This is a genomic window from Salinisphaera sp. C84B14 (assembly GCF_040361435.1).
Classification (GTDB): domain Bacteria; phylum Pseudomonadota; class Gammaproteobacteria; order Nevskiales; family Salinisphaeraceae; genus Salinisphaera.
The window spans coordinates 73,238-99,315 of the sequence record NZ_APNL01000003.1 but is presented as its reverse complement, the minus strand read 5'-3'; the positions used below and the strand labels follow the sequence as shown (position 1 = coordinate 99,315).

The following is a 26,078-nucleotide window of genomic DNA, read 5'->3' as shown; positions in this document are numbered from 1 at the left end:
GATTGACGAGCGACGCCCGCCAGGGCTTTTCGATCGAACAGAGGCTTGAAGAGTATGAATACACCTGAACCCCAGCAGCTCGACCCAGGTACACCGCTGGTCCACGCCTGGCGCAATATGCCCGATGCGCGCGGCCACTTTGGTCCCTATGGCGGTCGCTTCGTGGCCGAAACGCTGATGGCGCCTCTCGATGAGCTGTCCGCAGCCTATGAAGCCGCGCGCAACGATCCGGCCTTCATGGCCGCGCTCGATAAAGACCTGGCCGACTACGTGGGCCGGCCGACGCCGCTCTACCACGCGGAGCGGCTGTCGAAGAAGGCCGGCGGTGCCCAGATCTGGTTCAAGCGCGAAGACCTGAACCACACCGGCGCCCACAAGATCAACAACACCATCGGTCAGGCGTTGCTGGCTGCCCGCATGGGCAAGAAGCGCATCATCGCCGAAACCGGTGCCGGCCAGCACGGCGTGGCAACGGCGACCGTGGCCGCGCGGCTGGGGCTTGAGTGCGTGGTGTTCATGGGCAGCGAAGACATGCGGCGCCAGGCCACCAACGTCTATCGCATGCGCCTTCTGGGCGCCGAGGTGCGCCCGGTTGAGTCCGGCTCCAAGACGCTCAAGGACGCCATGAACGAAGCGCTGCGCGACTGGGTGGCGCACGTCGACGATACCTTCTACATCATCGGTACGGTCGCCGGCCCGCACCCGTATCCGGCCATGGTGCGCGATTTTCAGGCCGTGATCGGGCGCGAATCCCGACGCCAGATGCTCGAACGCCTCGGCCGCCTGCCGGATGCGCTGGTCGCCTGCGTGGGCGGCGGTTCGAATGCGATCGGCATCTTCTATCCGTTTCTCGACGACGAAGAGGTCGAGATCTACGGCGTCGAAGCCGGCGGCGACGGGGTGGCCACCGGCCGCCATGCGGCACCGCTGTCGGCCGGGCGTTCGGGCGTGTTGCACGGTAACCGCACCTATCTCATGCAGGACGACAACGGCCAGATCAGCGGCACGCACTCGGTATCCGCCGGGCTGGATTACCCAGGCGTGGGTCCAGAACACTCCTGGCTCAAGGACATCGGACGCGCGCACTATGTGGACATCACCGATACCGAAGCGCTGAACGCATTCCATGAATGCACCCGTATCGAGGGCATCATGCCGGCGCTCGAGTCCGCACATGCCGTGGCCTATGCACAGAAGCTGGCGGCCACGATGAAGCCGGACCAGGTGGTGCTGGTGAATATGTCCGGCCGCGGCGACAAGGATATGGCGAGCGTCGCCGAGGCCGCAGGAGAAACGCTATGAGCCGCCTGGCAGGCCGTCTGGGTACGCTGCGCGAGCAGGGGCGCAGCGCGCTGATCCCTTATCTCACCGCCGGCGATCCGGCACCGGACGCGACCGCCGGCTTCATGCACGCCCTGGTCGAGGCCGGCGCCGACGTGCTGGAAGTCGGGGTACCGTTTACCGACCCCATGGCGGACGGGCCGGTCATCCAGGGCGCCTGTGAACGCGCCCTGGCGGCCGGCATGAGCCTGTCCGGCGTGCTGGACGTGGTGGCCGAATTCCGCCAGCGCGATAATGAAACGCCGATCGTGCTGATGGGCTATCTCAATCCCATCGATCGCATGGGCCTGGACACGTTCGCCGAGCGTGCGCACAAGGCCGGCGTGGACGGCGTACTTATCGTCGACATGACCGCCGAGGAGGCGCCGGATATCGTGCCCACGCTGGAAAGCGCCGGGCTCGACGCCGTCTGCCTGATCGCGCCGACCACCGGCGAAGCGCGTATCGAAAAGATCTGCGCCAACGCGGGCGGTTTCGTCTACTACGTGTCGTTCAAGGGCGTGACCGGCTCGGCGAGCCTGGACGTATCCTCGCTGGCTGCGAGCATTGAACGTATTCGCGCCAAAACCGAGCTGCCGGTGGCGGTAGGTTTCGGGGTCAGCACGCCGGAAAACGCCGCCGATGTATCGCGGGTGGCCGATGCCGTGGTGGTCGGGAGTGCGCTCGTGCGCCAGATCGCCGAACACGGCGCGGACCGCGACGCCACCCGGGCCGCGTTACGCGATACCCTGTCGGCCATGCGTCGCGCGATCGACGAACAGGACAATATGCAAGAGGAGGCACGCCGCGCATGAGCTGGCTCGAAAAACTCATGCCGTCGCAGATGCGCAACGACTCGGCGGCAAAGAAAAGCACGGTCCCGGAAGGCCTTTGGACCAAGTGCAGCAACTGCGGTGCGGTGCTCTACAGCGCCGAGATGGAGCGCTCGCTGGAGGTCTGCCCGAAGTGCAACGCGCACCAGCGTCTGCGCGCGCGCAAGCGCCTCGATCTGTTTCTCGACCCCGACAATCGTGAAGAGCTGGCCCTGGGCATCGAGCCGCGCGACCCGCTCAAGTTTCGCGACAGCCGTAAATATCGCGAGCGCCTGAGCCAGGCGCAGAAGGACTCCGGCGAACGCGAAGCGGCGCTGGTCATGGCCGGCACGCTCAAGCAGATGCCGGTGGTGGCCGGGGCCCTCGACTTCGGCTTCATGGGCGGCTCCATGGGCAGCGTAGTCGGTGAAGCCTTCGTGCGCGGCGTGCACGGGGCCATCGAGCGCAACTGTCCGTTCATATTCTTTTCCGCCAGCGGCGGGGCACGCATGCAGGAAGGCCTGTTTTCGCTCCTGCAGATGGGCAAGACGAGCACCGCGCTCACACGTCTGGCCGATCGTGGCCTGCCGTTCGTGTCGGTGCTCACCCATCCGACCATGGGCGGCGTGGCGGCAAGCTATGCCATGCTGGGCGATATCAACGTCGCGGAGCCGGAAGCCCTCATCGGCTTTGCCGGGCCGCGCGTCATCGAGCAGACGGTCAAGCAGACGCTGCCGGAAGGCTTCCAGCGTAGCGAATTCCTGCTCGAGCACGGCGCGGTCGACATGATCGTCGAGCGCCGGCACCTGCGTGACCGCATCCACAAGGTGGTTTCCGTCTTCATGCACTACGATGCCGCGCCGGAACAGGCCGCCGATGTAACGTGAACGAACCTGCGCCGCTCGACGGCAGCGTCGACGACTGGCTGGCCTGGCAGCTCACGCTGCACGCCAGCGAGATGGAGCTGGGCCTGGCGCGGGTATCCGAAGTGGCCCATCGCCTGGGCGTGCCCACCGGCCGGGCCCGGCGCGTAATCGTGGCCGGCACCAACGGCAAGGGCAGCTGTGTCGCGCTTATCGAGCAGCTGCTCAGCGATGGCGCGCGTGTGGGAACCTATACCTCGCCACATCTGTGGCGCTACAACGAACGTTTTCGTATCGACGGCGCGCCGGTGTCGGATGTCGCGCTGCTGCGCGCGTTCAAGGCAGTGGAGGCCGCGCGTGGCGATACGTCGCTGACGTTTTTCGAGTACGGCACCCTGGCCGCGCTGTGGCTGTTCGACGCCGAGCGCGTGGACTATGCCGTGCTCGAGGTCGGCCTGGGTGGACGCCTGGACGCGGTCAATATCGTCGATGCCGACGTCGCGCTGATTACCAACATCGGGCTCGATCACCTCGACTGGCTGGGCAACGATCGCGAAAGCATCGGCTATGAGAAGGCGGGCGTCATGCGTCCGGATCGCCCGGCCATCTGCTGCGATCGCAAGCCGCCGGCGTCGCTGGCGCGCCATGCAGACAACATCGGCGCACGCCTGGAAGGCATCGGCGAAGCCTTCGATATCGAATACGTGGGCGGGGGCTGGTCCTTTCATCGTGGCGGCCACAGGCGCGAACTGTCGCGGGTGCCCGGCGTGCTGGCGGATAATCTGGCGGGCGCGCTGGCCGTGGTCGATGCGCTCACCGATACGCTGCCGGGCGCGGCTGCGATCGATAGCGCCTGTCGTGCACAGGCGCGGCTGGTCGGGCGGCGCGAACGCGTCGACGCCGCGGTACCGATCATCTACGATGTCGCCCACAACGCCGAGGCGGTCGCCGTGCTCGCTGGGGAACTGGCGGCCCAGCAGATATCGGGCCGCACCCATGTAGTACTCGGTATGCTTGCGGATAAACCGGTCGAAACGGTGGCGGCACACCTTGAAAAGGTGGCCGAGCGATTCTATTTCGCAGGCCTGGATACGTTGGGCGCGCGCGGTCTTCGCGCATCGGAACTCGCCCGTCGTGCCGGTATCGAAGGTGGGCTTTACGAGTCGCCGGCGGCTGCGTTGAGTGCGGCGCAATCGGCGAGTGAGCCCGGTGATCGCCTGGTCGTGTGTGGTTCCTTTCTTACCGTGGCGCACGCCCGGAGGCCAATGCCGTCATGAAGGATGTAATGAAAAAACGAGTTGTCGGAGCCGTGGTTCTGGTCGTTCTGGGCATTGCGCTGCCGTTGTTGCTGGCGCGCTGCATGCAGGGCGACGACGGCGATACGCAGGCCATGCGCGTTTACGAAGTCGCCCCGGATGGCGAGGCGCGCCCGGCCAGCGCGGGCGACGATGACGCCCCGGTGCGCGACGACGTGGACGGAGCCAGCGGCGTCGCCGCAGGCGAACGTCGTGAAGCCGAGCAAGCGCCGGACGAGGTCGAGACGCCGGACCTGCCCGAGGCCGTGTCGCCGGCCAGCGTGGCTGAGCGCACCCCGGTTCGTAGCGAGCCGGCGCGACGTGCCGAGCCCGAACCTGAGCCCGCAGCCGAAGCGCCCTCCGAGCCGGCCGGCGCGACCGCCGAAGCGTCGGCGTCGAACAGTGGCGGCTCTCTGCGCCAAAATGCCTCGTTCTCGGGTGGCTATGTAGTGCAGGTGGCGAGTTTTCGTGACGAGGCAAGCGCCGAAAAAGTCGCGCGTGAGCTCAACGGCGAATTCAAGGCGTTTTATCGCGCAGGCGACGTCAACGGCACCACCTACTATCGCGTGCGCGTGGGGCCGTTCGAAAATGAGGCGGCGGCCAATTCGGCGGCGGCGCAGCTGCGGCGAGCGGGGCGCGCGACGCTGGTTCGCCGCGCCGAGTGATCATGCGCGGTCGGCCCGGGTATGTGTTTGCTAGACTACCTGGGTCCGGCCGGTTTGAACGGGTGCCATGATCTGGGTCGATATCGCCATTCTGGCCGTGGTCGCGCTGTCTGCGACCATCGGTTTCTTCCGCGGCTTTCTGCGCGAAGCCATCGGGCTTGCAACCTGGCTCCTGGCTTTCTATCTAGCGTTCTCCTTCGCCGATACGGGTGCAGCATTGCTGCAGGGCTGGATATCCGTGGGCTCGGCCCGTCTGGCGGTGGCGTTCGGCCTGATCTTCATTCTGGTTCTGCTGCTGGGAGCGGTCTTGAACTACGTCATCGGCCGATTGGTGAACCAGACCGGTTTCGCCGGTACCGACCGCGCGATCGGCGGCCTGTTTGGCGTGCTGCGTGGCGTGGCGGTACTGATCGTGCTGGTGCTGCTTGCAGGCGTGACGCCGGTACCGCGCGATGCGTGGTGGCAGCAGTCGATATTCATCGCCCATCTACAGGACGGCGCGCTCTGGGTGCGCGATTTCCTGCCGCCGGATCTGGCCGGCGCGATCACCTATCCTGAGCCGGCGGCGCCGGCTGAAGATTCTTCATCCTCTATCTGAACTGGTCTCGCTATGTGCGGCATTGTAGGCATCGTTTCTCATACCCCCGTCAACCAGGAGCTGTATGACGCCCTGACGGTGCTGCAGCACCGCGGCCAGGATGCGGCCGGCATCGTCACCACCAGCGGTGGCCGGCTGTTCCTGCGCAAGGACAACGGGCTGGTGCGCGACGTGTTTCGTACCGACCACATGCTGCGCCTGCAGGGCAACGCCGGGGTGGGGCATGTGCGCTACCCCACCGCGGGGGTGGATACCAGCGCCGAGGCGCAGCCGTTCTACGTGAACACGCCGTACGGCATCTGCCTGTCGCACAACGGCAATCTCACCAACGCCGATCAGCTCAAGGAAGAGCTTTACCGTTCGGATCGGCGTCATCTGAATACCGATTCCGATTCCGAGATTCTGCTCAACGTATTCGCGCACGAGCTGATGCGCAGCGAACGCTTGCAGCTGGCACCCTCGGACATTTTCGAGGCGGTCACGGCCGTGCACCGGCGCTGCCGCGGCGGCTATGCGGCCACCGCGCTGATTACCGGCTACGCCCTGGTCGGGTTTCGCGATCCCCACGGTATCCGGCCCGTGGTCTACGGCAAGCGCGAAACCGAGGCCGGTACCGATTACATGATCGCCTCCGAGTCGGTGGCGCTCGATGCGCTGGGTTACGAACTCATCGACGATATCAATCCGGGCGAGTGCGTGGTCATCACCCTCGACGGCGAGATTCACGTACAGCAATGCGCCGACAACCCCAGCTATGCGCCGTGCATCTTCGAGTATGTCTATCTGTCACGTCCGGATTCGGTGATCGACGACGTCTATGTCTACAAGGCGCGTCTGCGCATGGGCACGTATCTGGCGGAAAAGATCCAGCGCGAATGGCCGGATCACGACATCGACGTGGTCATTCCCATTCCTTCCACCAGCCGCACCGCGGCCGTGGAGCTCGCCAGCCAGCTTGACGTGAAGTACCGGGAAGGTTTCATCAAGAACCGCTATATCGGGCGGACCTTCATCATGCCGGGCCAGCAGCAGCGGGCGAAATCGGTTCGCCAGAAGCTCAACCCCATCGATCTCGAATTCGCCGACAAGAACGTGCTGCTCGTCGACGATTCCATCGTGCGCGGCACGACTTCGCGTCAGATCATCGAAATGGCGCGCGACGCCGGCGCCCGCAAGGTCTATTTCGCCTCGGCCGCGCCGCCTGTTCGCTACCCGAACGTCTACGGCATCGATATGCCGAGTGCGACCGAGCTGGTCGCCCATGGTCATAGCGAAGAAGAGATTGCCGAAATCATTGGCGCAGACAAGCTGATCTATCAGGACATGGAAGATCTGGTGCGCTCGGTCAACGTGGGCAACGCCGATCTGGAGCGTTTCGACGACTCCGTGTTCACCGGCGAGTACGTGACCGCGGATATCAGCGCCTCCTATCTCGAGCAGCTGGAGCTGTTCCGCGCCGACGCCGCCCGCGAAGACCGGCGTGCCAAGGACAACGCGGTTCTTGAACTACATAACGACGGCTAGGGAATGCAGAGCGTCCCCAGGCGCGCCGACATGAATGGGCGCCGCGTGCCCATGGTTGATCGCGGCGCCCGGTGGTTTCATAATGCACCGGCGCCGATTTGTAACAGCTTGCGGGCGCCCTAAGGCCGGCAAACAGTTAATCGCATCGCCGCGTTGCTGCGCAAAATTCGGTCAAGCAAGGCAAGAGGAGCGAAATTGGGTTTCACCCAATGAGCGACGACTAACGCCGCTTGGCGGGATTTTGAGCGCAACCCTGCGGGCCGCTGGCGATTTTCAGCATTCCAGCGTTGCAGCTCGCTCATGTAGCACGCTACACGACGCGCACTGCGCCTTGGCCTGCAGAAAATCGCCGGCGGCGCGGCGGATGCGCGTAACTGTTGGCCGGCCTGAAATTCCGCTAAACGGTCAAGGGACGGCAAGCCTGCATCGCATAGCGACTGCGGGTTTTTTTATGCCCGAGACCGCCTGCCTGGAGATAGTCTATGAGCGAAGAATTCGACGAAAGCTGGGGGACGGCCACACGCGGCGTGCGTGCCGGCACCCATCGCACGCCCGAAAGCGAGCACAGCAACGCCATCTACATGACGTCGAGCTTCGTGTTCGATTCGGCCGAAGAATGTGCGGAACGTTTTGCCGGCAACACGCCGGGCAATATCTATTCGCGTTTCACCAATCCCACGGTCGACGCTTTCTGTAAGCGGCTGGCGGCCATGGAAGGCGGCGAGTGCTGCGTGGCCACGGCCTCGGGTATGTCCGCGATCCTGGCCACCTGTCTGGCCACGCTGGAAGCCGGCGACCATATCGTGGCGGCCCATACGCTGTTCGGCTCCACCATCGGCCTGTTCAACAACTATCTGGCCAAGCTCGGCATCACCACCAGCTATGTATCGCCGGAAGACATCGACGCCTGGAAGGCCGCGATCACGCCGGCTACGCGCATGTTGTTCGTGGAGACCCCCTCCAATCCGCTTACCGAAATCGTCGATATGGCCGCGCTGGCCGAGATCGCGAACGATAACGATGCGCTGCTGGTGGTCGACAACTGTTTCTGTACGCCGGCCCTGCAGCGGCCGCTGGATTTCGGCGCCCATGTGGTCACGCATTCGGCGACCAAGTTTCTGGATGGCCAGGGCAGGGCGCTCGGCGGTGCCGTCGTAGGCGATGCCGACATCGTCGGCGACAAGGTATTTCGTTTTCTGCGCACCTGCGGGCCCACCATGAGCCCGTTCAACGCCTGGCTGTTCTACAAGGCGCTGGAAACGCTGGAAGTTCGCATGCAGGCGCACTGCCGTTCGGCCCAGCAGGTAGCGGAATGGCTGGTCGCACAGCCGGGCGTCGAACACGTCTATTACCCGGGGCTGGCCTCGCATGCCCAGCACGAACTGGCCGCGCGCCAGCAGCCGGGCGGCTTCGGCAGCGTGCTGTCGCTGCGGGTGGCCGGCGGTCGTGAAGCCGCGTTCAAGCTGATCAACGCCACGCGCATGCTCTCGATCACCGCGAATCTGGGCGATACGCGAACCACGATCGTGCACCCGGCGAGTACCACCCATGCCCGCATCTCGGCCGAGGATCGAGCCCGGGCCGGCATCACCGAGGGCGTGATTCGTATCTCGGTGGGGCTGGAGAACGTCGAAGACATCATCGCCGATCTGGCCCGCGGTCTGGACTGAGCGTGCATATCGACGATGTCCATGCCGCGCTGATGATGCGCGACCCCGCGCAGAAATGCGCGGCGACGCGGGCGCTGCACGCGGCGGATAGCTCGGCGCTGGCGGATGCCGGCGGCACGCCGGAGCCCGTGGTCGTACCGGGGCGCCCGGACGCGCCGGCGCTGGTGCATCCGGCCCGGCTGGCCAAGCGGGGTCTGGGAAAACCGGCCGGGCGGGCGGCGTTGATCCATGCAATCGCCCATATCGAGTTCAACGCCATCAATCTCGGATTGGACGCGGCCTATCGGTTTCGTGGCATGCCGGCGGCCTTCTATGCCGACTGGCTGAGCATGGCGGCCGACGAGTCGCGCCATTTCGAAATGCTCAACAATCGACTGGCCGACTACGGTTTCACCTACGGCGATTTCGATGCCCACAACGGGCTGTGGGAAATGGCGGTCAAAACTGCCCACGATGTGATGATTCGCATGGCGCTGGTGCCACGCGTGCTCGAAGCTCGCGGCCTGGACGTTACCCCGGGCATGATCGAGAAGCTGCGCCAGGCCGGGGACGATGAAACCGTCGCCATCCTGGAAGTCATTCTCGAAGAAGAAGTGCCGCATGTGGAAATCGGCACTCGCTGGTTTCGCTATTGCGCCGAGCCGCGCGGGCTCGAGCCGGACAGCACCTTTACCCAGCTGCTCGACGAATACATGAACGGAGGCCCGCCGGGCCCGTACAACTTTCCCGCCCGGCGGCAAGCCCGGTTTTCGGAAAACGAACTGGACTGGCTCGCCAAGCGCCATTCATAGGCGCGGTCAGCGATTGATGCGATAGGCCACGCGTCGCAGCAGCGCACGAGGCGTGACCTTGCCGCTCCAGACCATCATCTTGTTGCGCACGCCCGGTATCACGATCGTGCGGTTCTGATTCTTGACGCCGATTTCGGCGACCTGCTGGCTGGTCATCGTGCCCATCTTGAACAACTTGGCCTTGCTGGCCTCCGCGCGTTCGGCGAACTCGGAATCGGTCGGGCCCGGGCAGAGCGCACTTACCGAGACACGCCCGCGCAGCTCTTCGGCCAGGCTTTCCGAAAACGACAGCACGAACGCCTTGCTGGCGTAGTAGACCGCCATGTTGGGGCCGGCCTGGAAGGCGGCCACCGAGGCCACGTTGAGGATGAAGGGTGCCTGGGCCCGTTGAAGCTGGGGTAATAGCCGATGGGTGAGATCCACCAGCGCGGTGACGTTGACCTGAATCATGGCCAGCTGTTTTTCGCGCGGGCGCTTGGCGAAGGGTCCGCTATCGCCAAAGCCGGCGTTGTTGACCAGTCCCTGCAGGCCCCAGTCGCGAGCGATCACCGTATCGGCCAGCTCGGCCACTCCGCTGGGGTCGCCCAGATCCGCGCTGACCACTTCGACGCTGCGGCCGTGCCGCTCGCGCAGCTCTGCGGCAAGCTTTTCCAGACGGTCGGTCCGACGGGCGGTCAGAATCAGGTCGTGGCCGCTTTCGGCATACTCACGGGCGAGGCTTTCGCCGATCCCGGAACTGGCGCCCGTGATCAAGGTGTACTGGCTCATGCTGCGGTTTGGTTTTGAAATGCGAGGATTTCACGTTACCACGGCCGATCGCGCTCACGCAGAGCGGCTGCTACGCCACATCCAGGCGTTCGATGCTGTGGCCGTTTGCGACGAGCACCTCGGCCCGCTCCGGGCGCCAGTCTGCAAGTACGATGCGTTCGCAGACCTGGCCATCGATATCGAAACGATGGCTATCGGGGCGATGGGTATGCCCGTGAATGAGCCGCGACACGCCATGCGTCTGCAGGCCCTGGCGTACGGCACCGGCGTTGACGTCCATGATGTGGGCCGGCTTGCTCGCCTTGCCGCGCATGCTGCGCTTGCGTGCGCGCCGCGCGATGCGCCGCCGCAGCCATAGCGGGATCTTGAGCATGCGCGCCCGCCAGCGCGGATCGGTATAGCGCGCACGAAAGGCCTGATGGGCCGTGTCGTCGGTACAGAAGATATCGCCGTGCGACAGCAGCGTCGGCGTGCCTTGCAGATCGACCACCAGCGGGTCGTCGAGGATCTGCATATGGCTGGCGGCCACGAACGCTTCCCCGACCGCGAAATCGCGGTTGCCGCGCATGAAATACAGCGCGACGCCGGTCCGGGCCAGGGCCGCGAAACGGTCGATCACGCGGGCATGAACGGGCAGGGAACCATCGTCGCCCACCCATACATCGAACAGATCGCCCAGCACGTAGACGGCCTCGGCCGCGCGGGCCGGGCCGTCCAGATAACGAATCAGGCGTTCGGTGTTCGGGTCGTCGTCGCCGGTCAGATGGACATCGGCGAGTAGATGAACCGCCACCCTCGACTAGTCTTCGACGACCTCGGCGGTCTCGATCACGACCTGGTTCTGGGGCGCGTCCTGACGGAACGGGCCGGCCGAACCGGTCGGGCCGGCGGCGATCTTGTCGACCACGTCCATGCCGTCGGTGACCTTGCCGAACACTGCATAGCCGGCATTGCCGCGGCTCGGGTTGAGCGGCGCGTTGTCGGTGAGGTTGACGAAGAACTGCGAAGTGGCCGAGTTGGGATCGCTGGTGCGGGCCATCGACAGGGTGCCGCGATCGTTCTTCAGGCCGTTGTCGGCCTCGTTGACGATCGGGTCACGCGTTTTCTTCTGTTGATAGTCTTCGGTGAAGCCGCCGCCCTGAATCACGAAGCCCGGAATCACACGATGGAAGATGGTGCCGTCGTAAAAGCCGTCGCGCACGTACTGCAGAAAATTCGCGGCCGACTTGGGCGCATCGTCTTCGAAGACCTCGATCGTGATATCACCGAGATTGGTATGCATAACAACCATGGAATCATCCTTGCTGGCGTCGCCGGCGGCGAACGCGAGGGGCGCGCAGAGCGCGATGGAAACGAAAACAGTAGCGAGCAACTTCATCAGGCAACGGCCTCGGTTGGTTCGACGCGCGCAAGTGCCGCATCGAGAACGTTCAGGTCGGCATCCTTTCGATGACCCTGCTCGGAGAGCACGCGTCGCCAGGCCCGACCGCCCGGCTGGCCATGATACAGACCCAGCATATGGCGGGTAACGTCCTTGAGCGCGCCGCCTGCTGCCAGATGATCGGCAATGAAGCCGCGCGTGGCTTCGACGATCGCGCGTCGGTTTGGTACCGCCGCGTTGGCGTTGAAGAATCGCCGGTCGACATCCGCCATCACGTACGGATTCTTGTAGGCTTCGCGGCCGATCATCACGCCGTCGACGTGGGCGAGCTGGGCAGCGGCGCTATCCAGATCCACGAAGCCGCCATTGATGCTCATGGGCAGGGCCGGGAAGTCGCGCTTGAGCGCATGCACGCGCGCATAGTCCAGCGGCGGGATCTCGCGATTTTCCTTGGGGCTGAGCCCGGATAGCCAGGCCTTGCGCGCATGCACGATCAGCGCGTCGGCGCCGGCCGCGGCAACGGCGCTGGCGAACGCGTACAGGAATTCGTAGCTGTCCTGATGATCGATGCCGATACGGGTCTTGACCGTCACCGGGATCGAAACCCGGGCCTTCATCGCTGCCACGCAGTCGGCCACGCGTTTCGGCTCGCCCATTAAACAGGCGCCGAAGGTGCCATTCTGAACCCGATCCGACGGGCAGCCGACGTTGATGTTGACCTCGTCGTAGCCGTGGTCCTCGGCCATGGCGGCGCAGTCGCCCATAGCCGAGGGATCGCTGCCGCCAAGCTGCAGGGCGACGGGGTGTTCGTCGGCGTGATAGGCCAGAAATCGCTCGCGATCGCCGTGAATCAACGCGCCGGTGGTCACCATCTCGGTGTAGAGCAGGGCCGAGCGGGTAATCTGGCGCATGAAGTAACGCTGTTCGCGCGTGGTCCAGGCCATCATGGGGGCGACGCTTATGCGCGTGCCCGGAGTCGGGCCGGCACTGGCCGGAATCGACGTTTGCGTGTCTGTTGCCGTCATCGCGCCATATTTTACGCGCTTTTGCAGGCCGGGTGGCCCGGATGGCGAGACGGGTCGGCGAGGGCGGGCCGGCTGACGTCGCGCTGCGAACTCGCACGGGCCGTGAATCGCCGTCACAATAGGCGTTCGGATAGATTTCATTGTTTCGATCTGCAGGAGCGGTTATGTACGCGTTCGCCCGGCGTGCGTTGTTTGCGCTGGACCCGGAGACGGCACACGACCTGACCCTGGGCACGCTGTCGCGCAGCACCGCTCTGGTGCAGCGAATCTATGCCGACAAGATGCCGCACGTGCCGGTCGATCTCATGGGTATGCAGCTGCCCAACCCGATCGGGCTGGCCGCCGGCCTCGACAAGGACGGCCGTTGTATCGACGGCCTGTCGGCCCTGGGTTTCGGTTTTGTCGAAGTGGGCACGGTCACGCCCGAGCCCCAGCCGGGCAACGCCCGGCCGCGCCTGTTCCGTCTGCCCGAACAGCGCGCCTTGATCAACCGTATGGGGTTCAACAACGACGGCGTCGCGGCGCTGGTGGAACGCGCGAAGCGTCGGCAGGGCAAGACCGCGTTGGGCATCAATATCGGCAAGAATGCGATCACGCCGCCGGAACAGGCGGTGGCCGATTATCTGGCCGCGCTTAAGTCGGTTTACGCCATTGCCGACTACGTGACGATCAATATTTCTTCGCCCAACACCAAGGGTCTGCGCGATATGCAGGGGCGGGAAAGCCTCGATGAGCTGCTGGGCGCGCTGTGCGAAGAGCGCGACCGCCTGGCCGAGGCCGAGTCGCGCTACGTCCCGCTGGCGGTCAAGATCGCACCGGATCTGACCGAATCACAGCTGGATGCGATTGCCGATCGCCTGCTTCACCACCGTATCGACGGCGTGATTGCCACGAATACCACCATCGCCCGCGACGGGGTGCCGTTACGCTGGACTCGCGAGGCCGGCGGCTTGAGCGGGGTGCCGGTACGCGCGCAGGCCACGCGGGTGATTGCCGCGTTGCATGCGCGCCTGGGCGCAACGCTGCCGATCATCGGCGTGGGCGGTATCCAGAGCGCGCGCGATGCGACTGACAAGCTCGAAGCCGGGGCTACTGCGCTGCAGATGTATACGGGGCTGATCTATCAGGGGCCACGTCTGATCGCCGACTGCGCGCGGGCAGCACAGCGGGTATATGCCGGCCAGCGTGCCAAGGCGCTCAAGAGCGTGGTCAACCGCGATCGAGCGCGCGCTGCAGCTGGGCGCTGAACAGGTCACCGATCAGCTCGATCGAGTCGGCGAGGCGGTGGCCATCGGCGACGACATGCAGGGCCGCGCGCCTCGCACTGGCGAAGGCATAGCTGCCCTCGAGCGGCACGATATCGTCGTCCCAGCCGTGGACGACCACGGTATCGTCGGGACAGTGGGACGGATCGCCGGGATAGCCCTCGAGGTAGAGCGCGGGCGCCATCAGCAGCAGTGCATCGGGGGCGAGCGTCTGGCAGGCCATCGCTGCAACATAGCCGCCCATGCTGGAACCGACCAGCACCAGTGGCGCGCCGGTGGGCGCATGCGCCAGCAGGCGTTCGACCCGGGCCGTTGCGTCCATCAGATCACTGTAATCGAGGCTCTCGACGGCAAAGCCATGGGCGCGCGCAATGTCTGCCAGATGCTGGATCTTGCTGCCCCAGGGACCGCTTTCCTTGCCGTGGGCGAAAACAACACGGGGTTCGGATATCTCGGACATCGAATGGACGTTGATTGGCAGGGCGTCGTACTATGCCACGGTGCACGGTCTCATCGTGCGCTGTTCGATCCGTAGCACGGGGACCGACGCTGAAACTTCTGTCTTTTCTCAACTGGGCTGCCCTGGGCATCGGCGCGGTGACGACGCTGCTCTATGCGGTGGTCTGTCTGATGATGTGGCCCTACCCGCAGCTGGTAGCCGATGCCGGCGGCGATTTCGACCATGTCGTACAGATCGCGCTGGTGACGGCTGGCTTCACTGGGGCGGCCGCTCTGTCGACCTGGCTGGTGCAAAAGCGTCACCCCGCGCTGTGGCTGGGGCAGGGCGTGTTGCTGGTCGCGCTGATCGGCGTGGTCATCTTTGCCGTGGCGCAGCGTTATTGACCGCTTGATCGCCGACCGGTGGCCCGGCGGGTGCATGCGTGCATCGGCCCATAGCGAAGCGAACGTGCAACGGCGAGCCGTGCCGGCCTTCACCTTCGATTTGATGGACGTCGCCGCGCACCGTATTCCAGACCGTTCAATGCCAGGTTGATCATATGAGCGAACAGCAAGCCATGCGCGACCAACCCCGCTGGCAGCTCGCCGCGTTGATACCGTTGGCGGTGGGGTTGTTCTGGTTGGCCAGTGGCTGGGGCCACGCGTGGGCGGTGGCGATCCCGGCCGCGTTCGCCGGCGTGCCGATTCTTGGCTGCGGTACCGCCATCGCGCTATGGCCCGGCGATCGCCAGATCACCCAGTATCTGGCCCTTGGCGCCTTGGTCAGCGCACCGATTGCGGTACTGCTATCACCCTGGTTGGGTTGGTCGGCGCTGGTATTACTCGTCGGCGCGGTCGCCTGTTTTCTCGTGGCCGGCTGGGTTGCGACGCTGGAGTCGGTACGGCCCGCGGCGGTGCCGCAGCCGCCGTTGTCGCTGGGCGTTTGCCGCAAGGTCGCGACCGATGAAGCCCTGTTGGGGCTGTTCGTCGCCGGCGCGCGTATTCCGCGGGGCGCGGTGGTCAAGCGCGACTATAACGAGCTGCTAGCCCTGCAGGCGGTGGCAGAGAACGGCTATTGGGCGAACGGTGCCCAGCACTGGCACCGAACGCCGCACGCGCCGGCGGACTTTCGGCTGCTGCCGACCCGATCGCGCGGCTGCGAGTTCGAGTGGCTGTATTTCGACAGCGAGTTCGAAGCCGATCCGGCCCTGCCGGGCGCAGCGCGCTGGGAAGGCCATCGGCCCAACCAGAATATGGCCGCGCGTATCTTTCGCCATGCGGGCGCACCGCGGCCGTGGTTGATCTGCATTCACGGCTATCGCATGGGCATCGATGGCCTCGACCTGTCGCTGTTTCGCGCCAAACGCCTGCATCTGAAGTTCGGGATGAACGTCGCCATGCCGATTCTGCCGCTGCATGGCAGCCGTAGTATCGCCCGGGTGACCGGCGGTGAATTCCTGGATGGGCCGATGGCCGATCTTATCCATGCCCAGGCCCAGGGCCTGTGGGATCTGCGCCGTCTCAAGGCCTGGATCCAGGCCGATCAACCGGACCAGCCGGTCGGCGCTCTCGGTTACAGTCTGGGCGGCTATCACGCTGCGCTGCTGGCGGCTTTCGAAGCCGACTTGGCCTGCGTGATAGCCGGTATTCCGCTCACCGATATTCCGGCTGCGCTATGGGCGCATATGCCTACGCTACACCTTCGGTTTCTGGAAGCGCAGGGGTTGTCGCAAGGCGCGCTGAGCGAGCTGATGGCGCCGGTTTCGCCCCTGCATCTGGATCCGTTGGTGCCAAAAGAGCGGCGCTATATATTCGCGGCGACCGCCGATCAGCTGGTAGCGCCCGATCAGCCCCTGCGGCTGTGGCGCCACTGGGACGAACCGGCCATGCACTGGTATCACGGCTCGCATCTGTCGGTACGCCGCGAGGCCGAACTGCTGCCGTTCGTGGAAAACGCGCTTGCGCGCCACGGCCTGATCCACGACGACAAGCGCCCGGCCGAATAAGACACGGTTGTGACACAGCCGCTCGCGCGCGAGAATGCCGCGCAACGCTGTCTTTGTCGGTCATGGAAGGGGAATACAGGTGAACAACGTCGTTATCTCGGCCTCCGGGCTCTATACACCGCCGGAGTCGGTTTCCAACGAAGAACTGGTCACCGCCTTCAACGCCTACGTCGAGAACTACAATCGCGACAACGCGGCTGCTATCGAGCGTGGTGAGCTTGAGGCGCTTTCGCCTTCGAACGCCGATTTCATCTACAAGGCGTCCGGTATCAAGAGCCGCTATGTGGTCGAAAAGAGCGGCATCCTCGATCCTGAGGTCATGCACCCATGGATTCGTACCCGGGGCAACGACGAGCCGTCGCTACAGTGCGAAATGGCCATGGCCGCCATCGAGCCCTGTCTGGAAAAGGCCGGCAAGCGACCGGAGGATATCGACGCGGTGCTGGTGGCCTGTTCGAACCTGCCGCGCCCCTATCCGGCGCTCGCGGTCGAGATACAGAAGTATCTGGGTGCGGGCCAGTTCGGGTTCGACATCAATGTGGCCTGTGCGTCGGCCGCGTTCGGCATTCAGACCGCGGCCGACATGATCAAGTCCGGCAGCGCCCGGACCGTGCTCATGGTCAATCCGGAAATCTGCTCGGCGCACCTGAACTTCCGCGATCGCGATAGCCATTTCATCTTTGGCGATGTCTGCACGGCCGCACTTATCGAACATGGCGACGATGTCGACGCGGGGCTTGGCTTCGACGTGCTCGGCACCAAGCTCAAGACCGAGTTCTCGAACAATATCCGCAACAATTTCGGTTTCCTCAATCGTGCCGAAATCGAGCCGCGCGCGGATGCGGACCGGCTGTTCGTGCAGAACGGACGTCGCGTGTTCAAGGACGTCGCGCCGATGGTGGCCCAGATGATCGTCGAGCACGCGGACGAGCTCGAGCTGGGGGCGGCCGATATCAAGCGCCTGTGGCTGCACCAGGCCAACATCAACATGAACACGCTTATCTGCAAGCGCGTGCTCGGTCGCGAGGCCAGCGAGGCGGAAATGCCGTCGGTGCTGGCGGAATACGGCAACACCAGCTCGGCCTCGCCGGTCATCGTCTTCCACAAGTTTTCCGACGATATGGTCGCCGGCGATGTGGGCGTGCTGTGCGGCTTCGGGGCCGGTTATTCGGCGGGCAGCGTGGTCACACGCAAGCGATAGCGCGGCACGCGTGGTGCGGAGCGCGCCGCCGACCATTTTGACAATCTCAGCAGGCAGCTTGTTATGACGGGCGAAACGCAGCGCAAGTACCGTGCGGACTACCAGCCGCCGGCCTATCTCGTGGATACGGTTGAGCTGGATTTCGATATCGCCAGCGATCACACCCGGGTGCGTGCGACGTATTCGGTACGCCGCAACCCCGATGCGCCAGACGCCTCGCAATGGCGGCTGGACGGTCGCGATATGAGCTTCGTCTCGGCAGCGATCGACGGCCGGGCGTTGGCGGCCGACGAATACCGCCTGCACGACGATGCGTTGATCATCGCCAATCCGCCGTCGGCGTTCACGCTCACCGTCGAGAATACGATCGACCCGGAACACAACCTGTCGCTGGAAGGCTTCTATCGGTCCGGCGATATCCTGTGTACCCAGTGCGAGGCCAACGGCTTTTCCCGAATCACCTATTTCCCGGATCGGCCCGACGTGATGGCCCGCTATACCACCCGTATCAGCGCCGATGCGGGCGAATACCCGGTACTGCTGGCCAACGGCAACTGCGTTCAGCAGGGCGGCCTGGATGACGGGCGCCACTACGCCGTGTTCGAAGACCCCTACGCCAAGCCCTGTTATCTGTTCGCCATGGTGGCAGGCGATCTGGGCATGATCCGCGACAGCTATACGACCACCTCCGGGCGCGTGGTGGATCTGCGGCTGTATACCGAGCACGGCAACGAGGATCAGTGCCATCACGCCATGGCTTCGCTCAAGCAGGCGATGGCCTGGGATGAAGATACCTACGGACTGGAATACGACCTGGACAGCTATGTCACCGTGGCCGTGGGCAGCTTCAACATGGGTGCCATGGAGAACAAGGGCCTGAACGTGTTCAACACGGCCTGCATATTCGCCCGTGCCGATACCGCCACCGACAGCGATTTCGCGCTCGTGCGCGATGTCGTGGCCCACGAATATTTCCATAACTACACCGGCAACCGCGTGACCTGCCGCGACTGGTTCCAGCTGTCGTTGAAGGAGGGCCTCACGGTCTATCGCGAGCATCAGTTCGCCATCGATCAGGGCTCGCCGGGGGTGACCCGAATCCGCCAGGTGCGCGCCATGCGCGAGATCCAGTTTCCCGAGGACGGCGGCCCGCGTGCGCACCCGGTACGCCCGGACTCCTATGTGGAAATGAACAACTTCTACACCATCACCGTCTATGAAAAGGGCGGCGAGGTGATCCGCATGATCGCGCAGATGGCGGGGCGCGAGGCGTTCATTGCCGCGGTATGCCATTATCTGGACAAGCACGATGGCCAGGCCGTGACCATCGAGGATTTCGTGGTGGCCATGGAAGAATCCACCGGCCTCGACCTGGCCCAGTTTCGGCACTGGTACGCCCAGGCGGGCACGCCGCGCGTACGCGTGACCACGTCTTTCGACCAGGGTCGGCTACAGCTGACGTTGGCACAGCATACGCCGGCCACGCCCGGCCAAGCCGACAAGCCGCTGTTCGATATCCCGGTTGAAGTCGCCCTGTTCGACAGCGCCGGCGCAGCCGTGCGCGAACCCGAGGTGCTGCGCCTGAACGACGCCGAAAAAACCTGGACGTTCGACGGTTTTGCCGACGAGCCCACGGTATCGGCGCTGCGCGGCTTCACTGCGCCGGTACGCCTGGAATACGACCAGCACGAGCAGGCGCTGGCACGGCTGATGGCCCACGACAGCGACCCGGTCTGCCGCTGGGATGCAGCCCAGGCGCTGTATCTGAAAACGCTGGTCGCCGATGTCGAGTCGCGCCGTGAGGGCGGGGCGGCGGTGACCGCCCCGGAGCTGCTGTTCGAAGCGATCGAGACGCTGCTCGACCATCCGCCGGCCGATCTCGAGCTGCTTGCCGAAATGCTAACCCTGCCCAGCGAGGCGATGCTGGGTGAACAGTTCGATACGATGGACATATTCGCTATCGACGCGGCGCGTCGCGATCTCAAACAGGCGATCGCCACGCGCTTCGCGGCCCGCTTCGAAGCACTCGCCGATACGCATGCCGCCGAGCAGGCCTATGCCTTCGATGTGGCCGAGGCCGGGCGTCGGCGCGTGTTGGCGCTGGCGCTCGATTATCTGGCGGCCATCGAGGCCCCGGGGATCGCGGCCCGCGCGGCCCGGCTGTATGAGAGCGCCGACAACATGACCGATCGCATGGCCGCGCTGGAGACGCTGCGCGATCTGCAATCGCCCGAGCGCGACCGTGTGCTGACGGATTTCGCCGGACAGTGGGCCGAGTACCCGCTGGTCATGGATAAATGGCTGCGGCTACAGGCCACCACGCGCCGCGACGACAGCGTTGAGCATGTGCGTGGGCTGTTGGCCGACAGCCGCTTCGATTTCACCAATCCGAATCGTATCCGGGCGCTGCTGGGCGGTTTCGTACGCGGCAATCGGGTCGGTTTCCATCGCGCCGATGGCGCCGGATATGCGCTGATCGCCGATGAAATACTGCGTCTGGACGGGCTCAATCCCCAGCTGGCCGCCGCGCTGGCGGGCATGCTGACGAACTGGGCCCGTCATGTGCCGGCTCAAGCCGAGGGCATGCGCGCCGCGCTCGCGCGTATCGCTGCGGCCGACTTGTCACACAACAGCCGCGAGATCGTGGCGACCGGGCTCGAATACGCCGAAGCGGGCTGAGGTGCCGGGCGTGCGGTCCGCGCCGTCATATTGCTGTAATATTGAGTGCCTAGCGTTACGGCGTCGTAATCCATGAGACCCAACGTAATGCAGCACAAGCATGTTCTGATCGTCGAGGACGAAGCGCCGATCCGCGACATGATTCGCTTCGCTCTGGAGCGGGCCGATTTCGCCGTCAGTGAAGCAGAAGATGCGCAGGCAGCACGACTTGCCATGGCCGAGCGGCGGCCGGACCTCGTTTTGCTCGACTGGATGCTGCCCGGTGTCTCGGGGGCGGAGTTCGCCCGCGAACTGCGGCGCGACGAGCTGACCGCCCAGCTGCCGGTGATCATGGTCACCGCGCGTGTCGATGCCGACGACCGAGTACGCGGGCTCAACCTCGGCGCCGACGACTACATTACCAAGCCGTTCTCCTCTTCCGAACTGGTCGCCCGCGTGCGCGCAGTCCTGCGCCGCAGCCTGCCCGGCGGCGAAGATGAAACGCTGGAACTGGACGGGCTGATTCTGGACGCGGCCAGCCAGCGCGTGGCCGCCGGTGATTCGCCGGTCAAGCTCGGTCCCACGGAATACCGGCTGCTGCGCTTCTTCATGAGCAACCCCGAGCGCGTATATACGCGAGAGCAGATGCTCGACCGGGTGTGGGGCCAGAACGTGTTTGTCGAAGAACGCACCGTGGATGTGCATATCCGACGGCTGCGCAAGGCGTTGGCGCCCTTCGGTTTCGACCACTTCATCCAGACCGTGCGAGGCAGCGGTTATCGATTCTCGAGCAAGGCCATCTAGAGCCTGTTAACCCTCATGCCGATCGCCGCGCTGCTGCTAAAAATCGTGCCAGACAAGTCGGGCAACGCCGCATTGCAGGATTTTGGGCGCAACTCGACGGGACGCGCTCCATATTTTGGCAATCTGGCGTTGCAGCGCGCTCGTGACGCTTCGCTACACAACGCGTACTGCGCCTTGTCTTGCAAAAAAATAGAGCGCGGCGCGACGATTTCCTTCGCCTTAACAGGCGCTAGACTCGTGTTTACGCCGCGAGCCCGTCTATGAGCATGCCGTCGGCAGGCACCGCGCGAACATGGCGTCGCGAGCTGGTTGTGGTCGCGCTGTGGCTCGCGCTGTGTACGCTGACCGGTCTTATGGTCGGTTATGCAGTGTTGGCCCTGCTGTTCGGCGTGAGCGCCTATCTCGCCGTGCATCTGACCTATGCCTATCAGCTGCATCGGTGGCTGACCTCGGATCGCATCGAGCCGTCCGAGGGCATGGGCGTCTGGCAGGAAATCTATACCGAGCTCTATCGGCTCAAGCAGCGTAACCGCAAACGCAAAAAGCGCCTCAAAAGCATCGTTCACGAGTTTCAGGCGTCGACCGCGGCGTTGCCGGACGGCGCTGTGGTGTTGGACTCGCAGGGACGTATCGTCTGGTTCAATGAGTCGGCCGGCGCGCTCATGGCACTGCGCAGCCCACAGGATCTGGGCCAGCGCCTGGCCAATCTACTGCGCCACCCACGGGTGTCGAGTCATCTGATCAAGGCCGAGCACATCGGCGAACTCGAGGTGCCGTCGCCGGTCAATGAAGCGGATACCCTGCTGCTGCGCCTAATTCCCTATGGCAACAACCAGCGCCTGCTGATCGCACGTGATATCAGCGAGCAGAAACGCCTCGAACATACCCGCCGTGACTTCGTTGCCAATGCCTCCCATGAACTGCGTACGCCTTTGACCGTGCTGCGTGGTTATCTGGAAATGATGGAAGAAGAGACGTCCAACGACGGCGCGCTGGCCGGCTGGCAGGCGCCGATCCGGGAGATGGGCGAGCAGTCGCGGCGCATGAACCGGATCATCGAAAGCCTGCTCAAACTCGCGCGGCTGGAAAGCGAGGGCCTCCAGCAGCGCCAGGAGCGCATCGACATACCGAAGATGATTCATTCGCTTGTAGACGATATCCGGCGCGCGAACAGCACCACGCACGAGATCGCACTCGATATCGAACCCGGTCTCGATCTCTATGGCCGGCCAGGCGAACTGGAGAGCGTGTTCTCCAATCTTTTGTCGAACGCGGTGCGCTACACCACCGGCGATGCCGGCACGATTCACGTGCGCTGGTGGCGCGATGAGGATGCCGCCTGTTTCTCGGTTACCGATAACGGCCCCGGTATCGAGGCGAGTCACCTGCCAAGGCTGACCGAGCGCTTCTATCGCGTCGACCCTGGCCGCCAGGCCAGCAGTGGAGGCACCGGACTGGGCCTTGCGATCGTCAAGCACTGTCTCGAGCATCACGAAGCCGAGCTCCATATCGACAGCGAGCCCGGCGTGGGGTCGACCTTTACCTGCCGATTCCCGGTACAGCGCGTGCTCGAGCGAAAAGCGGCCTGAAAGACACGCCTGCCCGTGGCTTTGAACGCATGCGCCTAAGCGGTTCTGCAACTGCTGCGAGAACCGCTCGTCAGAGCCGCCGGCGACGCTAAAGGCAACCCCTGCGCATCCGACGACCTCGCGCTGTAACCGGGCCGAGCGATCGTTTCGAAACGCGCCTGTGGCAATGATCGATGGCTGTCATATTTTTGTCACAACGCCGTTATCTGGCTGTCACAAGCGTTCGGTAGCTTCTCCCGCGGCTGCACAAGCCGAGACACAATCCAGGGAGACCTACTGATGAACCGTTTTCAACTGCGCGCCATGGGCGTGCTCGCCGGCGCGGCCGTGACCGCCATGCCCATGCTCGCTTCGGCCGGCATTACCTTGTATGAGGAAGGCGACAAGTCGCTGGAAATCGGCGGCCGTCTGCAACCGCAGTACCGTCTGGTGGACGCCGACAGCGAAGGCCAGGGCAGCGACTCGGGCGACGACTTCTTTCTGCGTCGCATGCGCTTCTATATCGAAGGCACACTGACCAAGGACATTTACGGTATCTGGCAGGTCGACTTCGGCGGCGTGTCGGACGATCCGGAAGTCAAGGACGCCTTCATCAACTATTCCGGGCTGCCGGCCGGCGAGATCCAGATCGGTAACATGAACGTGCCGTACTCGCGGGAACTGCTCACATCTTCCAAGCGCCAGCAGTTCGTCGAGCGCACGGTGGTGGGTGACCACAACTTCGGTGTGCCGGATCGTCAGATCGGTATCCTCTACACCGCCGCGCCGAGCGACGTATTTCAGGTGGCTGCGGGCGTGTTCAACGCCGGCCTGGAAAGCGACCTCGACAAGGTCGATTTCGAATCCCGCGTGAGCAGCGATCCCGATTACTTCGGCAAGTTGTTCGCCGGCCGTATCGACTTCACGCCGATGGGCAGCTTCAAGCTTGCGCAGGGCGCCTTCGGCGAAGAAACCAAGTTCGGCATGGGCCTGAACGCCTTCTACTGGGAAAACGACGACGACGTCGCGTTTAGCGATTTCGACGCCGGCGACAGCCCGGAAGGCGAGTACGACAGCGTCACCGGCCTGGGTCTTGATGCGGCGTTCCGTAGCGGTTACTTCTCGGCCGACGCGGCGGTGCAGTACACCAATGGCGAAGTCACCAACGAAACGCGAGATTTCGTCGCGGGTGCCGCCGGTAGCACCGACTTCAACGGCATCGGCTTCGTCAACAACGACGGCGACGCCAAGTTCATGACCTATATGGTCAAGGCCGGTTACATGATCGTGCCCAGCAAGCTCGAGTTCACCGCCGGCTTCTCGGCTCTGGATCTCGACGATGGCTATCGCGACAGCGCCGGCAACATCATCTCCGACGATATGGACAAGCGTTACTCGGCGGGCTTGAACTACTTCTTCAACAAGCACGACGCCAAGATCCAGCTGACCTACGAAATCGGTCGGGACGTGCTCTACGCCAACGATGCCAACGGTCAGGTCATCAATGCCGCCGATATCGGCGAGGACCAGAACACGCTGTTCCTGCAGTTCCAACAGGTCCTGTAATAAAGCTCCCCAGAGAATAAAAAGCGGATTGCTCCCTTTGATCATGACCCCGGCTAGACCGGGGTCTTTTTTTTTAACCATTTAACTTTCGTGGGGATCGGGAAATGAAGTATTCAGTGGTATGCCTTTCAATCGCCGCGGCTGTGGTCGGGCTGAGTGGTTGCAGTGATGACGATGGGTCTGTCGACAAAGTGGACAGCAACCCGGCGCGTACGCTCACCGTGAACCAGGTCGGGCGTTACCAGGTGCAGCCGGCAACCGGCGAGTCGTTCCTGGATGACGTATTCGATGAGGGCGCGGCCGAGATCGTGACCTACGATGAGACGACACAGCGTCTGTACGTGGTCAATTCGAATGCGAAAACGGTCGACGTGCTCGCGATCGACAGCAGCGGCAGCCTCATGCGCATGGGCCAGATCGATGCCACCGCAGAAGGCGATTCGGCCAACAGCGTGGCCGTCTACCAGGGCACGGTCGCCGTGGCCATCGAAGCCGAAGATGCCCAGGCGCCGGGCAAGGTCGTGTTCTATTCGGGCACCGGTCTGGAAAAACTCGGCGAGGCGCAGGTCGGCGCGCTGCCGGATATGGTCACGTTCACGCCTGACGGCACGCGTGTACTCGTGGCCAACGAAGGCGAGCCTAACGACGATTACGACAACGACCCGGAAGGCTCGATCAGCGTCATCGACGTTAGCGCCGGCTTCACCGCGCCGACGGTGGATACGCTGGGCTTTACCGCCTTCAACGACCAGGCGGATGCGCTGCGCGCCGCCGGCGTGCGTATTTTCGGGCCCGGTGCCACGGCGGCGCAGGATTTCGAGCCCGAGTACATCGCGGTCGCGCCCGATGGTGAACACGCCTATGCCAGCCTTCAGGAAAACAACGCGATCGCGGTGATCGACCTGCAGGCCATGGAAATTACCGACGTGCTGCCGCTGGGCTATAAGGACCACAGCGTCGTCGGTCAGGGTATTGATCCGAGCAACGAGGACGGTCTGAATATCCGAACCGTACCGGTGTTGGGCATGTATCAGCCGGATACGATCGCGGCTTTCAGCGAGGGTGGCACCACCTATCTGTTGACCGCCAACGAGGGCGATGCGCGCGACTATGACGGCTTCAGCGAAGAAGCCGACGTGAAGGACCTGGTGCTTGATCCGGACGCGTTCCCGAACGCCGCCGCGTTACAGGATGATGCCCAGCTGGGCGATCTGAAGGTGACGACGACCCTGGGCCGAAGCGGGGAAAGCGATGCCAACGGCGATCCGGTTTATGACGCGCTCTATGCCTATGGCGCTCGTTCGTTCTCGATCCGGCGTGCCGATAGTGCCGAGCTGGTCTACGACTCCGGTGACGATTTCGAGCGTATTACCGGTGAGCGCTACGGCGACGAGTTCAACAACGACAACAGCGAGAACGACGGCGATTCGCGGTCGGACAACAAGGGCCCCGAACCGGAAGCCATAGCCTATGGCGTGATAGACGGCCGGCGCTATGCGTTCATCGGCCTGGAGCGCATGGGCGGCTTCGTTGTCTACGACATCACCGACGTCGATGCGCCGGTCTATGTCAGCTATACCAACGCCCGCGACGTGACCGTCGATATGGATACGAACAGCGGTGCCCTGGCAGCGGGCGATCTGGGGCCTGAAAGCATCGTGTTCATTGCCGCAGACAGCAGCCCGCTGGCGGGCGTGCCGTTGCTGGCCGTGGGCAACGAGGTAAGCGGATCGACCACGCTCTACCGTCTGGACCTCGAATAAGCGTCGTGATGGGAGCTACAGGGTGTTGTCATAAATCTGTCATGGATCGGCAATACCCTGTTCAAAGTTTGCTCCCACACTCACCGCAGGTCAGAAC

General features: G+C 64.0%; 23 protein-coding genes. 18 read left to right on the top strand and 5 right to left on the bottom strand.

All coding sequences use genetic code 11. The features are described from left to right. Positions 1–54 precede the first annotated feature (54 nt). From trpB to C84B14_RS03315, 9 genes are all read left to right on the top strand, one after another. The gene (gene trpB / locus C84B14_RS03355; protein ID WP_491731474.1) at positions 55–1,302 is read left to right on the top strand and encodes a tryptophan synthase subunit beta; all 1,248 of its coding nucleotides are present in this window, start codon (positions 55–57) and stop codon (positions 1,300–1,302) included. Beyond that, entirely contained in the window at positions 1,299–2,135 is an 837-nt protein-coding gene (gene trpA / locus C84B14_RS03350; RefSeq protein ID WP_348767325.1) for a tryptophan synthase subunit alpha, read from the top strand. The genes trpB and trpA overlap by 4 nt, the downstream gene beginning before the upstream one ends. Beyond that, positions 2,132–3,019 (top strand): acetyl-CoA carboxylase, carboxyltransferase subunit beta, encoded by an 888-nt coding sequence (gene accD, locus C84B14_RS03345; protein WP_348767326.1) that lies wholly within the window; start codon positions 2,132–2,134, stop codon positions 3,017–3,019. The genes trpA and accD overlap by 4 nt, the downstream gene beginning before the upstream one ends. Next, complete coding sequence (folC, locus tag C84B14_RS03340) at positions 3,016–4,272, top strand: bifunctional tetrahydrofolate synthase/dihydrofolate synthase (protein ID WP_353221848.1); 1,257 nt, start codon at positions 3,016–3,018, stop codon at positions 4,270–4,272. Before accD ends, folC begins: the two co-directional genes overlap by 4 nt. A gap of 8 nt (positions 4,273–4,280) precedes the next feature. Then, complete coding sequence (locus C84B14_RS03335) at positions 4,281–4,955, top strand: SPOR domain-containing protein (protein ID WP_353221847.1); 675 nt, start codon at positions 4,281–4,283, stop codon at positions 4,953–4,955. A gap of 67 nt (positions 4,956–5,022) precedes the next feature. Continuing rightward, positions 5,023–5,553, top strand: a complete 531-nt coding sequence (locus C84B14_RS03330) for a CvpA family protein (protein WP_348767329.1) — start codon at positions 5,023–5,025, stop codon at positions 5,551–5,553. 12 nt (positions 5,554–5,565) lie between these two features. Next, positions 5,566–7,077: an amidophosphoribosyltransferase gene (gene purF / locus C84B14_RS03325; RefSeq protein WP_353221846.1), complete on the top strand. Its 1,512-nt coding sequence runs from the start codon at positions 5,566–5,568 to the stop codon at positions 7,075–7,077. A 482-nt stretch (positions 7,078–7,559) separates the two neighbouring features. Then, positions 7,560–8,747, top strand: coding sequence for an O-succinylhomoserine sulfhydrylase (locus C84B14_RS03320; RefSeq protein WP_353221845.1), 1,188 nt, complete (start codon positions 7,560–7,562; stop codon positions 8,745–8,747). Then, positions 8,744–9,538: a ferritin-like domain-containing protein gene (locus tag C84B14_RS03315; protein ID WP_353222050.1), complete on the top strand. Its 795-nt coding sequence runs from the start codon at positions 8,744–8,746 to the stop codon at positions 9,536–9,538. Before C84B14_RS03320 ends, C84B14_RS03315 begins: the two co-directional genes overlap by 4 nt. A gap of 6 nt (positions 9,539–9,544) precedes the next feature. Here C84B14_RS03315 and C84B14_RS03310 read toward each other — a convergent pair whose 3' ends face one another. The 4 genes from C84B14_RS03310 to dusA all read right to left on the bottom strand — a co-directional run bounded on the left by C84B14_RS03310 (position 9,545) and on the right by dusA (position 12,712). Continuing rightward, positions 9,545–10,306, bottom strand: a complete 762-nt coding sequence (locus C84B14_RS03310; RefSeq protein WP_353221844.1) for an SDR family NAD(P)-dependent oxidoreductase — start codon at positions 10,304–10,306, stop codon at positions 9,545–9,547. A 70-nt stretch (positions 10,307–10,376) separates the two neighbouring features. After that, the gene (locus tag C84B14_RS03305; protein WP_353221843.1) at positions 10,377–11,099 is read right to left on the bottom strand and encodes a UDP-2,3-diacylglucosamine diphosphatase; all 723 of its coding nucleotides are present in this window, start codon (positions 11,097–11,099) and stop codon (positions 10,377–10,379) included. Positions 11,100–11,105: 6 nt separating this feature from the next. Beyond that, the gene (locus C84B14_RS03300; protein ID WP_348767334.1) at positions 11,106–11,597 is read right to left on the bottom strand and encodes a peptidylprolyl isomerase; all 492 of its coding nucleotides are present in this window, start codon (positions 11,595–11,597) and stop codon (positions 11,106–11,108) included. A gap of 86 nt (positions 11,598–11,683) precedes the next feature. After that, complete coding sequence (dusA, locus tag C84B14_RS03295; RefSeq protein ID WP_353221842.1) at positions 11,684–12,712, bottom strand: tRNA dihydrouridine(20/20a) synthase DusA; 1,029 nt, start codon at positions 12,710–12,712, stop codon at positions 11,684–11,686. A 164-nt stretch (positions 12,713–12,876) separates the two neighbouring features. Here dusA and C84B14_RS03290 point away from each other — a divergent pair, with 164 nt between their 5' ends. After that, positions 12,877–13,959 carry a quinone-dependent dihydroorotate dehydrogenase gene (locus C84B14_RS03290; RefSeq protein ID WP_353221841.1) on the top strand — a complete coding sequence of 361 codons (1,083 nt, stop codon included), beginning with the start codon at positions 12,877–12,879 and terminating at the stop codon, positions 13,957–13,959. Here the strand turns inward: C84B14_RS03290 and C84B14_RS03285 are convergent. Beyond that, positions 13,922–14,437 carry a YqiA/YcfP family alpha/beta fold hydrolase gene (locus C84B14_RS03285; RefSeq protein ID WP_353221840.1) on the bottom strand — a complete coding sequence of 172 codons (516 nt, stop codon included), beginning with the start codon at positions 14,435–14,437 and terminating at the stop codon, positions 13,922–13,924. The two genes, C84B14_RS03290 and C84B14_RS03285, sit on opposite strands and share 38 nt — an antisense overlap. Before the next feature lie 137 nt (positions 14,438–14,574). Here C84B14_RS03285 and C84B14_RS03280 point away from each other — a divergent pair, with 137 nt between their 5' ends. From C84B14_RS03280 to C84B14_RS03245, 8 genes are all read left to right on the top strand, one after another. Then, positions 14,575–14,820: a hypothetical protein gene (locus C84B14_RS03280; RefSeq protein ID WP_353221839.1), complete on the top strand. Its 246-nt coding sequence runs from the start codon at positions 14,575–14,577 to the stop codon at positions 14,818–14,820. Positions 14,821–14,975: 155 nt separating this feature from the next. Beyond that, positions 14,976–16,421, top strand: a complete 1,446-nt coding sequence (locus tag C84B14_RS03275) for a hypothetical protein (protein WP_353221838.1) — start codon at positions 14,976–14,978, stop codon at positions 16,419–16,421. Between the two features lie 79 nt (positions 16,422–16,500). Continuing rightward, positions 16,501–17,622 (top strand): beta-ketoacyl-ACP synthase III, encoded by a 1,122-nt coding sequence (locus C84B14_RS03270; RefSeq protein ID WP_348767967.1) that lies wholly within the window; start codon positions 16,501–16,503, stop codon positions 17,620–17,622. A 63-nt stretch (positions 17,623–17,685) separates the two neighbouring features. Further along, on the top strand, positions 17,686–20,301 hold the full coding sequence (gene pepN, locus C84B14_RS03265; RefSeq protein WP_353221837.1) for an aminopeptidase N: 2,616 nt from the start codon (positions 17,686–17,688) through the stop codon (positions 20,299–20,301). An 87-nt stretch (positions 20,302–20,388) separates the two neighbouring features. After that, a complete protein-coding gene (gene phoB, locus C84B14_RS03260) occupies positions 20,389–21,084 on the top strand; it encodes a phosphate regulon transcriptional regulator PhoB (protein WP_348767944.1) in 696 nt (231 codons plus the stop codon). A 260-nt stretch (positions 21,085–21,344) separates the two neighbouring features. After that, on the top strand, positions 21,345–22,673 hold the full coding sequence (gene phoR / locus C84B14_RS03255; protein WP_353221836.1) for a phosphate regulon sensor histidine kinase PhoR: 1,329 nt from the start codon (positions 21,345–21,347) through the stop codon (positions 22,671–22,673). 279 nt (positions 22,674–22,952) lie between these two features. Next, the gene (locus tag C84B14_RS03250; RefSeq protein WP_348766870.1) at positions 22,953–24,218 is read left to right on the top strand and encodes a porin; all 1,266 of its coding nucleotides are present in this window, start codon (positions 22,953–22,955) and stop codon (positions 24,216–24,218) included. Positions 24,219–24,322: 104 nt separating this feature from the next. Next, positions 24,323–25,981: a choice-of-anchor I family protein gene (locus C84B14_RS03245; protein ID WP_353221835.1), complete on the top strand. Its 1,659-nt coding sequence runs from the start codon at positions 24,323–24,325 to the stop codon at positions 25,979–25,981. Positions 25,982–26,078 lie beyond the last annotated feature (97 nt).